The organism is Nocardia rhamnosiphila NBRC 108938, assembly GCF_000720425.1.
In the GTDB taxonomy this organism is placed as follows: domain Bacteria; phylum Actinomycetota; class Actinomycetes; order Mycobacteriales; family Mycobacteriaceae; genus Nocardia; species Nocardia rhamnosiphila.
The window spans coordinates 142,334-155,178 of record NZ_JOAJ01000002.1 but is presented as its reverse complement, the minus strand read 5'-3'; the positions used below and the strand labels follow the sequence as shown (position 1 = coordinate 155,178).

The 12,845-nt window shown below is 69.1% G+C and carries 10 protein-coding genes; 8 read left to right on the top strand and 2 right to left on the bottom strand.

What is annotated here, in order from left to right; translation table 11 throughout:
* The first annotated feature begins 1 nt into the window (after position 1).
* Positions 2-1,480, top strand: coding sequence for an aldehyde dehydrogenase family protein (locus tag IG75_RS0109505; protein WP_030520824.1), 1,479 nt, complete (start codon positions 2-4; stop codon positions 1,478-1,480).
* 270 nt (positions 1,481-1,750) lie between these two features.
* Here the strand turns inward: IG75_RS0109505 and IG75_RS0109500 are convergent, their stop codons facing one another.
* Positions 1,751-2,590 carry a mycofactocin-coupled SDR family oxidoreductase gene (locus IG75_RS0109500; protein WP_030520823.1) on the bottom strand — a complete coding sequence of 280 codons (840 nt, stop codon included), beginning with the start codon at positions 2,588-2,590 and terminating at the stop codon, positions 1,751-1,753.
* Between the two features lie 423 nt (positions 2,591-3,013).
* Between IG75_RS0109500 and IG75_RS0109495 the strand changes: the two genes are divergently transcribed.
* A complete protein-coding gene (locus tag IG75_RS0109495; protein ID WP_030520822.1) occupies positions 3,014-4,294 on the top strand; it encodes a cytochrome P450 in 1,281 nt (426 codons plus the stop codon).
* A 101-nt stretch (positions 4,295-4,395) separates the two neighbouring features.
* On the opposite strand, the gene IG75_RS37270 is transcribed toward IG75_RS0109495, so the two are convergent.
* Positions 4,396-4,815 (bottom strand): hypothetical protein, encoded by a 420-nt coding sequence (locus tag IG75_RS37270; protein ID WP_051714439.1) that lies wholly within the window; start codon positions 4,813-4,815, stop codon positions 4,396-4,398.
* 350 nt (positions 4,816-5,165) lie between these two features.
* Between IG75_RS37270 and IG75_RS0109485 the strand changes: the two genes are divergently transcribed.
* The 6 genes from IG75_RS0109485 (at position 5,166) to IG75_RS0109460 (ending at position 12,766) form a co-directional block, all read left to right on the top strand.
* Positions 5,166-7,868: a LuxR family transcriptional regulator gene (locus IG75_RS0109485; RefSeq protein WP_030520820.1), complete on the top strand. Its 2,703-nt coding sequence runs from the start codon at positions 5,166-5,168 to the stop codon at positions 7,866-7,868.
* Between the two features lie 145 nt (positions 7,869-8,013).
* Positions 8,014-8,877 carry an alpha/beta fold hydrolase gene (locus IG75_RS0109480; protein WP_030520819.1) on the top strand — a complete coding sequence of 288 codons (864 nt, stop codon included), beginning with the start codon at positions 8,014-8,016 and terminating at the stop codon, positions 8,875-8,877.
* Positions 8,878-9,087: 210 nt separating this feature from the next.
* Positions 9,088-9,516, top strand: coding sequence for a hypothetical protein (locus IG75_RS0109475; RefSeq protein ID WP_030520818.1), 429 nt, complete (start codon positions 9,088-9,090; stop codon positions 9,514-9,516).
* Positions 9,517-9,745: 229 nt separating this feature from the next.
* Positions 9,746-10,192, top strand: a complete 447-nt coding sequence (locus IG75_RS0109470) for a VOC family protein (RefSeq protein WP_030520817.1) — start codon at positions 9,746-9,748, stop codon at positions 10,190-10,192.
* A 16-nt stretch (positions 10,193-10,208) separates the two neighbouring features.
* Positions 10,209-11,690 (top strand): dihydrolipoyl dehydrogenase family protein, encoded by a 1,482-nt coding sequence (locus tag IG75_RS0109465; RefSeq protein WP_245713387.1) that lies wholly within the window; start codon positions 10,209-10,211, stop codon positions 11,688-11,690.
* Between the two features lie 212 nt (positions 11,691-11,902).
* Positions 11,903-12,766 carry an oxidoreductase gene (locus IG75_RS0109460; protein ID WP_030520815.1) on the top strand — a complete coding sequence of 288 codons (864 nt, stop codon included), beginning with the start codon at positions 11,903-11,905 and terminating at the stop codon, positions 12,764-12,766.
* Positions 12,767-12,845 lie beyond the last annotated feature (79 nt).

The following is a 12,845-nucleotide window of genomic DNA, read 5'->3' as shown; positions in this document are numbered from 1 at the left end:
GATGGCCTCCACCACAGACGATCTCGAACCTTCGACAGCCGATCTGACGGGCTCGCTGTTGATCGGCGGCGACCGGATCGATCGGTCCTCCGGCGGCGCCCGCGTGCACATATTCCCGGGCACCGGACGCCCGAACGGCACAGTCCAGCTCGCCGGGGCCGACGAGATCGACCGCGCGGTCGAGTCGAGCCGAATTGCGCAGCGCGAATGGATGTCGTTCACGGCGGATCGTCGTCGCGACCTGCTGATCGATCTCGCCGACGCCGTGCACGAGCGGATGGCCGAGTTCTCCCGGCTGAATGTGCACGACTACGGGGTACCGGTCTCATTGGCGATCAACACACTGCTCCTCGAACGCTTCCTGCGCCACTTCGCCGGTTACGTCGACAAGCCCCACGGCCTCAGTACCCCGGCCGCCGGATCGTTCGACCTCAACCTGATCGAACGCGAACCCTACGGCGTAGTCGGAGTCATCGCCCCGTGGAACGGCGCGCTGGTCGTGGCCGCCTCGTGTGTGGCTCCAGCATTGGCCGCCGGCAACGCCGTCGTCTTCAAGCCCTCGGTATCGGCGCCGTATGCGGCGTTGCGGTTCGGTGAGTTGTGCACCGAGGTGGGGCTGCCACCGGGGCTGGTCAATGTGGTGCCGGCCGAAGCGGAGGGCGGTGATGCGCTGGTGCGGCACGGCGGCATCCGCAAGATCCACTTCACCGGCGGCGGGGTGACCGCGCGCAAGGTCCTCGCGGCCGCCGCGGAGAATCTCGTGCCTGTGGTCGCCGAGCTGGGCGGCAAGTCCGCCAATATCGTATTCGGCGACGCGGATCTCGATGCCGCCGCGCAGTTGTCGGCGTATCAGGGTCCCCTCGTCCAGTCCGGGCAGAGTTGTGCCTGCGCCAGCCGCGTACTGGTGCACGAATCCGTCTACGATTCTTTCCTGGAAAAGTTCGTTGCCGCCGTCGAATCCGCGCGCGTCGGCCACCCGTTCGACCCATCGGTGATATTCGGCCCGGTGGTGAGTGCGACGGATGCCGAACGAATCCTCGGCGTGATCGATCGGGCCGTGTCGACCGGCGCCGGGGAACTGCTCACCGGCGGAAAACGGATGGGCGGCGATCTCGCCGCCGGCTATTACATCGAACCCACGGTATTCGGCAACGTCGACAACCGGTCGGATCTGGCGCGGACCGAAACCTTCGGTCCCGTGGTGTCGGTGATGAAATTCGCCGACGAGGCGGAAGCGGTCGGAACCGCCAATGACAGCCCCTATGGTCTCAATGCCTTCATCCAGACCACAGATCTAGCCCGCGCGCACCGTGTCGCGCGGTCACTGCACGCCGGGTCCATATGGATCAACCAGGTCAGCGATATCTCCCCGCAGGGGCCCTACGGCGGATACAAACACAGCGGCTTCGGCCGCACCGGCGGCCTCGACGGCCTCTACGAGTTCATGCAGGTGAAGAACATTCGGATCGGTATGGGCTGAACCACGGCCGATCAGGGCCGGCGAACGCCCAGAGGCCGGCGACCGGATGGCCGTCCATCGCGCGGGAGCCGGTGGGTCGATCCGGACTCCGCGTCGGCACGTCTCGCTGCGGGCCGGGCGTATCGCGACGCCCGGCCCGCCGGCCACCGCCGGTCGGCCGGCCATTCCGCTGCTGTGGGACCGGCTACCGGTGCACTCGGCCGATGATCGGCTCGGCCGAACTCACCGCGTGGTGGGAGGGCCCGCCGGGATCATTCGGCGGGCCGCCGGCTATTTCAGTGTGCTGCCCGCGTCGACGGTCATGGGCAGTCCGGTGACGTAGCGGGCTTCGTCGGAGGCGAGGAACAGTACCGCGTTGCTGATGTCCACCGGTTCGACCCAGCCGACCGGCAGTACATGCATGAACTGTGCGACCGGCTCGAAGTCCGCCACACCCGGATTTTCCAGATCGGGGCGGAACATTTTCATGGTGCCCTCGTTCATGAACATCGGTGTATTCACATTGGTCGGATGCACCGAGTTGACCCGGATCGAATGCCGGCCCAATTCGACCGCGAATGTCCGCATCAGTCCCACTACACCGTGCTTGGCGGCGATGTAGTGGCCCGTATGCGGATAGGCCTTCAGTCCACCCACCGAGCTCGTCAAGATGATGGATCCGCCCGCGCCTCCGGACAGCAGAGGGGGGACAGCGGCTTTCACGGTCTTCCAGACACCGGAGAGGTTGATGTCGATCATCGTGTTCCAGTCCTGCTCGCCGAGCTGGTCCAAGGTCTCGCCGCCGTTGCCGATACCGGCGTTGGCGACAACGATATCCAGCCGGCCCAACTGCTCGACCCCGCTACCGACCGCGGCGTGCAAGGCGTCGAAGTCGCGGACGTCGACCTGCGCGGTGACGATCCGTCTACCCAATCCTTTCACCAGGTCGGCGGTTTCGGCGAGGTCGTCCGGTGTGGACGGCGGAATCTGGTCGGTGCCACTGACCGGTTTGCACACATCGACCGCGATGATGTCTGCGCCCTCCTGCGCCAACCGCACCGCGTGGCTACGTCCCTGGCCCCGTGCCGCACCTGTGATGAAGGCGACCTTGCCTTCGACTCGACCGACCATGAAGCACCTCGTTCCTCGCGTTCGGGCGGGGGAACGCCCGATATCCAACCGTATTCGATAGTTTGACCGATCGATCAAATCGTGCACTGGGTGCGGGCTGCTGTCAATGGCTCGTCCGGGAGTGCGACTGCCTGATCGTGGCGGCGGGCAGTGATGTCCATGGGTGTGTGCTCATCGGCCGGGTCGCCGCTGTGTTGCGTGATGGTAGCGCCTGAGCTGGGCAATGTCGGGGGTTTTCAAGGCTGGGTCGCGCGGCCCGGGGTGCGAGCTCCGGGTCATTTGCCTTCTTGACCCCGGCCTGCGGGTCATGGTACTCATGAACCGCTCACTACTTCTGATCGATCGATCAAACCAGCGGTGTCTTGGTAGATCTCGCGGGGAGCGACGGATCGGCCCGCCGCCCCGTGTCACGAAAGGCTGACAATGACCGATCCGGCGTCTGTCGACTACTTCTCCGATGCACTGGTCGCCCAGGACCCCTACGAATATCTGGCCTATCTGCGTAGCCGGAACCCGGTGTTCCGGGAACCGCACTACGGAGTTGTGGCGGTCACCGGCTACCAGGAAGCCAACGAGGCATTCCGGAATACCGATGCCTTCTCCGCCTGCGTCGCGATCGGCGGACCGTTTCCTCCACTGCCGTTCGTCCCCGTCGGCGACGACATCGGCGCGCAGATCGAGGCACATAGGCACCAGTTCCCGATCTTCGAGCACATGGTGACCATGGACCCCCCGGAGCACACCCGCACCCGTACCTTGTTGAGCCGGCTGCTGACCCCGAAGAGGCTCAAGGAGAACGAGGAGTACATGTGGCGGCTGGCCGATCGCCAACTCGACGAGATCCTCACGGGCGACCGCTGTGAGTTCCTCGACGACTACGCGAAGCCGTTCGCCACACTCGTCATCGCCGACCTGCTCGGCGTTCCCGACGCCGACCGGGACAAATTCCGCGCCCGGCTGGCCGGCCACAAGGACCCCGGCACCAGGGTAGGGGCCCTGGACCATGAGCCGGTGGGAAGCAATCCCTTGGAATGGCTGGAGGAAACCTTCGGTGAGTACATCGCCGAACGTCGCGCCTCACCGCGCGAGGACATTCTGGGAATACTCGCGTCCACGACCTACCCCGACGGATCGGTACCCGAAATCATCGATATCGTGCGCCCGGCGACCTTTCTCTTCGCGGCCGGACAGGAGACCGTCACCAAACTGCTCAGTTCCGCAGTCCGGGTGCTCGCCGAACGACCCGAGCTCCAGCAACTGGTCCGCGCGGACCGCAGTCTGGTCGGTCCGCTGATCGAAGAATCGCTCCGTATCGAAAGCCCCACCAAGGTCGACTTCCGGCTCGCCCGTAAGAGCACGCAACTGGGTGGGGTCGATATCCCCGCCGGCACGGTGGTGATGTTGTGCATCGGCGCCGCCAACCGGGACCCGCGCAAATTCGAGAACCCCGATGAATTCCGGGTCGATCGCCGCAACGCCCGCGAGCACATCGCCTTCGGCCGGGGCATCCACACCTGTGCCGGTGCACCGCTGGCCCGCACCGAGGGCCAGGTCACCGTGAATAGGATGCTGGACCGTCTGCGTGACCTCGCCATCGACGACAGCAGGCACGGCTCGCCGGAAAATCGCAGTTACCACTACGAACCGACGTTCCTCCTGCGGGGATTGCGTGATCTGCACATCACCTACACCGCCGTGACATGAGCCGTTCGGTGCACGGACCACGGCACCGGCCGGACGAGGTGTTCAGCACGCGACTACTTCGGCCGGTCGACGACCGGCCGAAGTAGTTCTGCGGCCGCGATTCAGAGCGCGACGCAAGCGGAACCGAAATTGATGCCGGTACCGACGTCGACCACCTGCCGGGTCTCCGGCCACGCGTCCGGCTGGACGGCATAGATATAGCCGATATCCGGTCTGGACGGTATCCAGCTCGCCTGTGCCTCGCCGCCGGAGGGCATCGCCTGGGCGAAGCCGGTGGGGCCCTGGCCCTCCTCGAAGAAGTACACCGGTTTGGTGTTGTCGTCGACCGTCACCCGCACGGTGTAGGTGCAGGTCGTTCCGTAGCGGTGGGTGCCGAGAGTGAACGAGGGCGCGATGCCGATGCCGGTGACCGTGGCCGAGGCCGGTGGTGCTGCCAGGGTCGTCGCACTCGCGATGATTCCGAGGGCAGCCGCGCCGACGGCGAAGCGAATCGCTCGCGGTGAGCCGTGAAGTGGTGTCATCGTGAATCGATCTCCTTGCAGCAATGGTCCGAAACTCGTTGTCCCGGAAGGTGAGTGTGCCTGTCCCGGCACCTCGGAAAGGCAATCGGCGGGACGGTTCGCCTCGTTACCTTCGGCAACACGAGGATGGTGCGGAAGGCGGCAGCCACGACACCCCGTGCACAGGTTTCCGGCACGGCGGCCATGGCTGCCCCGGCTGTGGTGCCCGGCGGCGTCCTGCCCGACCGGACAGGCGGGTGACGTGCGAGGCCGCCGGCGGACACGGTGTATGCCGGGTCCGGGCTACCGGTTCGCTCGAGTAGGGTCGCGGACGGGTCCACCGCCGCGGACCGGAACAGGAGTGCCGCACGATGTCGCTGTTCGGACGAGACACCGAGCGCAAGGAACTCGCCGCACTCCTCTTCGATCCGTGGGACCACACCGGCGTACTGATCGAGGGCGAACCCGGAATCGGAAAGTCGGCGATGGTCGAGGAGACGGTCGCGGCGGCGGCGTCGGCGCGGGTGCTGCGGACCGCGGGAAGTGAAGCCGAGCAGCACTTCGGTTATGCCGGGCTGCACCGGCTGTTGTATCCGCTGCGCGCCGGGTTCGCGGGGCTGCCCGCCCGCCAATACGACGCGCTCGCACGCGCTTTCGGTCTGTCCGATGCCGAGGGTGAGCCGAGCGTGCAGCTGGTCGGATTGGCCGCGCTCACCCTGTTGTCCGACGCCGCCGCCGAGCAGGCGCTGCTCGTCGTCGCCGAGGATGTGCACTGGCTGGACACCGCCAGCGCCGAGGTGCTTGCCTTCCTCGCCCGTCGCATCCACACTGAACCGATCACCGTGCTGGCGACCGTACGCGACGGTGCCGCGTCACCGCTCGCCGCCGCCGGGCTGACTCCGATGCGTCTCACCGCGTTGTCGGCCGCGCACGCGACCGCGCTGCTCGGTGTGGCCGCGCCGCGGCTGTCCGCGACGGTACGGGAACGGGTACTGGCGGAGGCGGACGGCAACCCGCTGGCACTGACCGAACTGGCGGCGTCGGCGGCCGACCTCGCCGAGCTCCCGGCGACGCTGCCGATGACCGACCGGCTGCGCCGTGCCTTCGCGGCCAGGGCACAGGCCCTGCCCGGGCCCGCCGCGACAGCGTTGCTCGTCGCGGCGCTCGACGACGGCGGTGCCCGCAGCGAGATCCTCGCCGCGACCGCGCTGCTGCTGGGCCGCGACCTCGCGCCCGATGTCCTGGCGCCGGCGGTCGAGGCGCGGTTGATCGACCTCGCCTCCGGCACGGTGGTCTTCCGGCATCCGCTCATCCGGTCCGCGCTCGCCGCCACGGCCACCGCCGAAGAGCGCGGGCGCGCGCACCGGGCGCTCGCCGAGATTCTGCGCGACGCCCCGGACCGCCGGGCCTGGCAGCGCGCGGCAGGCGTGGCGGGTCAGGACGAGGAGGTCGCCCGAGAACTGGAAGAGGTCGCGGGCCGCGCCCGGCACCGGGGCGCCGCGGCCGCGGCACTGGAACGGGCCGCTGTCGTCGGCTCCGCCGGGCATCGCGTGGACCGGCTGCTGCGCGCCGCCGAGCTGGCGGTGGATTCGGGGAGCAGAGCTACCGCCGAACGCCTGGTGCGCACGGCGCGCACCCTGGACCTGACCGCACCCCAGGACGCCACGGCGCACCGGCTGCTCAGTGGATTCGACGACGGCGTACGCGAAGACCCTTCCCGCATCGGAGACCTGGCGGCGCTGGCGGCGCGGGTCGCCGCCGACGGATACGATGACGCGGCGCTGCGCATTCTGTGGGGCGCGGCCATGCGGTGCTTCTGGTCCGAACCGGGCCCCGAGGTGCGGCGCGCCCTGCTCGCTGTCGTGGACGGTCTGCCGGTGGCCCACGACGATCCCCGCCGGGTCGCGATCACCGCCTATGTCGCGCCGGTCGAATGCGGTACGACCGTTCTCGGATATCTGCGTGGACAGATCTCGGCCACCGGGCGCGACCCCGAGGTCGACCGGTTCCTCGGTAGCGCCGCACTCCAGGTCGGTGCCTTCGACCTGGCCGCCCGCTACGCCGCCGCGGCCGCGCCCGGGCTGCGCGCCACGGGACAACTGGGGCTGCTGCCCCGCGCGCTGGCGGTCCAGGCATGGTGCCTGACCCGGCTCGGCGATGTGATCACCGCCGAGCCGATCGCGGCCGAGGCCGCGGCTCTCGCCGAGGAGACCGGCCAACCGTTCATGGGTGGGCTGGCCGTCGCTGTACAGGCCGAGATCGCCGCCCTGCGCGGGAACAACCCGCGGACCGCGATGCTGACCGCGGACGCGGAGCGTCTCGGACTGGCTTCCGGTGCGCGTCCGGTGCTGGCGACGGTCGCGCTTGCCCGCGGGCTGGCAGCGCTCGGCGAGGGCCGCGCCGACGACGCCTACGCCGACCTCGCCCGCATGCACGATCCTGCCGATCCGGCCCACACCCCGGCGCTGCGCGCGTACTTCCTCGCCGACCTCGCGGACGCGGCGGTCCGCTCCGGCCGCACCGAGGCGCTGCGGAACCTGCTGGACGCCGTGACGCCTGCCGCGGCACGTACCGACTCACCGGCCCTGCACATCGGACTGCGCTACGCCCGCGCCCTGCTCGCCGGCGAGACCGCCGGCGACCGATTCGCCGAGGTGCTGGCGGCCGACCTCACCGGGTGGCCGGCCGAACGTGCGCGAGCGCACCTGGCCTACGGCGAATGGCTGCGCCGGCAGCGGCGCGTGGTGGACTCCCGGAACCCGCTGCGCACCGCCAGGGAAACCTTCGACGCGCTCGGTTTCACCGCGTGGAGCGAACGGGCGCGCCTGGAGTTGCGGGGGGCCGGCGAGGCGAGCCCGGACCGGGACCCCGATATCGGCGAACGGCTCACCCCGCACGAACTGGCCATCGCCCGGCTGGCCGCCCAGGGGCTGACCAATCGTGAGATCGGGCAGCGACTCTACCTCTCGCATCGCACCGTCAGCACCCACCTGCACCGCATCTTCCCGAAACTCGGTGTCAGCTCCCGCACCGAACTGGCCGCCGTGCTGCCGGCCGCACCCGGCACCGTGTGAGTTCGCGCGACGGTGACCGGGTCATCGCCGCGCATACCGTCACCGATTACGTCATCCGACGGACGCGGCGCCGCACCTGTACTCCCTAGCGTCATCGATGTGGCCGGATGCGGTCACGAATCGTGTGTTCGACGAGGGAGTTGTGATGGCCATCAGCAGACGACGACTGTTCGGCGGAGCCCTCGCGGTGGGCGCGGCCGGGGTCGCGGTGACCTCGCTCGGCGCCTGCTCGGCCGAGGAGTCCGTGCCGGCGGCCACCGTGCCGGGTGCCGCGCTGCGGGTGGGATCGGGGGCCGTGACCGGCCTGCCCCCGGTGCAACACGTCCGGGCCGGGCTGCTGAATGTCGGATACATCGAGTACGGGCCCGCCACCGGCGTTCCCGTGCTGTTGCTGCACGGCTGGCCCTACGACCCGCACAGCTACGCCGACGTGGGCCCCCTACTTGCGAGCGAGGGATATCGGGTGATCGTGCCCTACCTGCGCGGCTACGGGCCGACCACATTTCTCTCCGACCGCACCGTCCGCAACGGCCAGCAGCCGCTGCCGCCGCAGGCCGAACTCGGTTGGTGGTACCAGTACTACTTCGCCACCGAACGCGGCCGGCTCGGCTACAGCCGCAACCGGCACGAGTTCAACAAGCTGATCTGGCACACCGCGTCCCCCGCATGGGATTTCGACGACGCCACATACGATCGCAGCGCCACCGCGTTCGACAACCCGGACCACGTCGATATCGTCGTCCACAACTACCGTTGGCGACTGGGCCTGGCGCCGGGTGAACCGCAGTACGACGGCTACGAACGGCAGCTCGCCGCCGCCCCCGCGATCACCGTGCCCACCGTCACCGTCGCCAGCGATTTCGACGGCGCCACCAAGGACGGGGCAGCCTACCGGGCCAGGTTCACCGGCCCATACGAGCACCGAGTGCTGGAGGGGATCGGGCACAACGTGCCGCAGGAGACGCCGCGGCCCTTCGCCCGCGCGATCATCGACGCCGGCCACCTCTGATTGCTCGGCGGCGCACACCGGCGACGCTCTGCCCGACCGGTCGCGGTGCGCGGGATACACCCGGGATACGTCACCGCAGCGTCATCCGACGGATTCGCCGCCACACCCCGCGCGGCAATGCTCGACAGGTAGCCCGAAACCGCCGAGACGGAATCGCCGCCCTACCGGCGGCCGGCCCGGCCACCGCTTCAGATATCGAGGAGTAGCACCATGACCACGATCCGTTTCCATCTGCAGTCCACCCTGAGCCCCACCGAGGTGCGGAGAGTCCTCACCGACTTCGGGCCCACCCGTCCCGAAGCGTGGCCGACCATCGATACCGAACACTTCACACTGCACGACCGCGGCGAGACCTGGGCCGAAGTCACCGAAGGCACCGCGGCCGCGTGGGAGCGCGCCCGCTACGAATGGGATCCGGCGGGCACCGCCGTCACCATCCGCACCCTGGACTCCAAGCTCTTCGGCGCGGGCGGCGGCTGGATCTTCCGCGCCGTGCCGGAGGGCGCGGGCTCCCGCGTCGAGGTCGAGCTGACCCGGACCCCGAAAACGCTGAAGAGCCGGATCCTGGCTGCGCTGCTGCCCCTGATCGGCCCGTCCTCGCTACGCAAATCCTTCGCCGGCCCCTTGCGCGCTGTGTGACACCCGCTCCCTCCGAATCGGGTCGACGGCGCCGGCCACGTCAACCTCTACGACGAGGAGTTCTCCATCGGCCCGGTCGCCGAACTGGCCGCCTTCTTCGACGGCGGCCGGCACCCGCTCGCCCGAGCACATACGGAGTCGCCGTCGCGCAGTCGGTGGCTCCCGGCGTCCCGTGGGGTCGATCTCCCGCCGGGCGCTTATCGAAACCACACGAACAGGAAACCAGATCATGGAAATGAAGCTCGAAGTCGTCGTTGTGCCTGTCGCCGACGTCGATCGCGCGAAACGGTTCTACGCCGACTGTGTCGGATTCCGGCTCGATGTCGACCACACCGCCGACGAGGAATATCGCGTCGTCCACCTGACCCCGCCGGGTTCGGGTTGCTCGATCCTCTTCGGCACCGGCGTGACCACCGCGGCGCCGGGATCACTGCAGGGGTTGCATCTGGTCGTCGCCGATATCGAGCGGGCGGTGGCCGATCTGCGCGAACGCGGCGTCGAGGTGCGGGGCCCGTTCCACGACGATTCCGGCGTATTCCATCACGCGGGCACCGCGCACCGCTCGGCCGGTGTGCATCCGCAGCGGGCCAGTTACGGCTCGTTCGCCGCCTTTGCCGACCCCGACGGCAACAGCTGGTTCCTGCAGGAAGTCACCCGGCGGCTCCCCGGCCGCTGACCACCGATTCGACATCATGTTCGACACCGCGAGAGACGAGATCACGATGGCCGGCACCCTTTCCGAAATCTACGACGTCGTGGTCCTGGGGGCGGGACCGGCGGGCGAAAACGTCGCCGACCGGACGAGCGCCGCCGGACTGCGTACGGTGATCGTCGAATCCGAACTGGTCGGCGGCGAGTGTTCTTATTGGGCCTGCGAACCCAGCAAGGCAATGCTGCGACCGGCACTGCTCTACACCGAGGCCGCGCGGATGCCCGGGGTCGGCGCGGCACTCGCCCGGCCGATCGACGCCGGGGCTGTCCTGGCATACCGGGATCGGATGTCCGCCGACTGGGACGATCACGATCAGGTCGCCTGGCTGAAGTCCGCGGGTATCACCCTGTTCCGTGGGCACGGCCGGATCACCGCCGAGCGGCGGGTCACGGTGGAAACACCCGACGGGCCGGCCGTGCAGCTGAGCGCGCGGCACGCGGTGGTCGTGTGCACCGGCAGCCGCGCCGCGCTGCCGCCGCTGCCGGGGCTGGACTCGCTGCGCCCCTGGACGAGCCGGGAAGCCACCAGCGCCCGCACCGTGCCGTCCCGGCTGGCCGTGCTCGGCGCGGGAGCGGTCGCCACGGAGATGGCCACGGCATGGCAGGCGCTCGGCTCACGGGTCACGCTCATCGCACGGGAAAGCAGGCTGCTTCCACGCGTCGAACCGTTCGCCGCCGAACTGGTCGCCGAGCGGCTGCGTGGAGCGGGCGCCGAGCTCCGGTTCGGCACCACCGTCACGCACGCCGAACGCGCGGGCGGGCCGGACGACACCGTGCATCTCACCCTCGCCGACGGCAGCCGAATCGTCGCCGATGAACTACTGCTCGCGACCGGGCGCGACCCCCGCACCGAGGACATCGGACTGGAGAGCGTCGGGTTGATCCCGGGGCAGTGGCTCCACACCGACGACACCTTCACCGTGCCGGCGGTCGCCGGGGAATGGCTGTACGCGGTGGGCGACGTCAACCGCCGGGGGTTGCTTACCCACCAGGGCAAATATCAGGCGCGGATCGCGGGCGCCGTCATCGCCGGCCGGGCCCGCGGTAGCGCGCTGGATTCCGATCCGTGGGGCAGGCATCTGGGTACCGCCGATCTGGTGGCGGTTCCACAGGTCGTCTTCGCGGACCCGGAGGTTGCCGCCGTCGGCCTCACGACCGAGGAGGCGGAACGGGCGGGGCGGCCGGTCGACGTGGTCGACTACGACATCGGCCGCGTCGCGGGCGCCCTGCAGTACCTCCCGGACTATCGAGGGCACGCGCGGATCCTGATCGACCCGGATCGTCGCGTGATCGTCGGTGCGACATTCGCCGGTCCTGGTGTGGCCGATCTACTACACTCGGCGACCGTCGCGATCGTGGGCGAGATACCGATCGATCGTCTCTGGCACGCCGTCCCGTCGTTCCCGAGTATCAGCGAGATCTGGCTGCGTCTGCTCGAGACCTATCGCGATCAACGCCGATGAACACCTGTGGCGCCCCCCGCTCGTCCGGGATCGTTCAGCCCACGGGTGGTGACGACCCGCCGTATCAGCAGCACATCGAAGACGCCCGACAACCCGGTACCGGATCGTATGGATCGGTATTCCCCTGGTCCGGTGCCGGGAACATCGGCGTCGCCGTCCGAGCGCGGACGGGCCCCACGACATGCAATTCCGCCCGAAAAGGAGCACAGGAAATGTCCGATACTTCGAAGGTTTGGCTCGTGACCGGCAGCTCGAGGGGGTTCGGCGCGGAACTGGTCCGCGCGGCGCTCGCCCACGGGGACCGCGTTGTTGCGACGGCACGACACCCGGAACAACTGCGGGCGGTTGTCGACCGCAGTGACGGTCGAGCCCGGGCCTTCGCGCTCGATGTCACCGATGCGGCCGCGGCCGCGGCCGCCGTCGAATTCGCCGTCGCCGAATTCGGGCGGATCGACGTGGTCGTCAACAACGCCGGCTACGCCGACAGCGCCGCGATCGAGGAGATGGACCTCGACGATTTCCGCGCCCAGATCGAGGTTAACCTGTTCGGGGTCGTCAACGTGACCCGCGCGGCCCTGCCGGTCCTGCGTGCCCAGCGCTCGGGTGTCTTCGTCCAGTTCTCGTCCGTCGGCGGCCGGGTCGGCGGAACGCCGGGCATGGGGGCGTATCAAACAGCGAAGTTCGCGGTGGAGGGGTTCTCCGAGGTGCTGGCCGCCGAAGTGCAGCCGTTCGGGGTGAAGGTGGTCATCGTGGAACCCGGTGCGTTCCGCACCGACTGGCAGGGCTCGTCCATGCGGATGCGCGAGCCGGGCCCGGAGTATCGCGAGACCGTGGGACGGATACACGATATGCGTCGCGCGACCGACGGGAAGCAGCCCGGCGACCCCGCCCGGGCGGCGGACATCATCGTCGATGTGGTCGGCGCCGCCGAGCCGCCGCGACGGCTGCTGCTGGGCGGCGGCGCGGTGGAACAGGCGTTGGCCGCCGGCGCCGAACGCGACGAAGAAGCCCGGCGTTGGGCCGCGGTCGGCCGCCGTGCCGATTTCCCGGAGCATGCCCACCCGGGTTCGGCCTAGTCACCTTTCCGCAGTGCGGGGCATGTGTCGGTCCGATCGCGTGTGGCGGCTTCCCTGGTCCTGGTTGTTCGATCTGCGG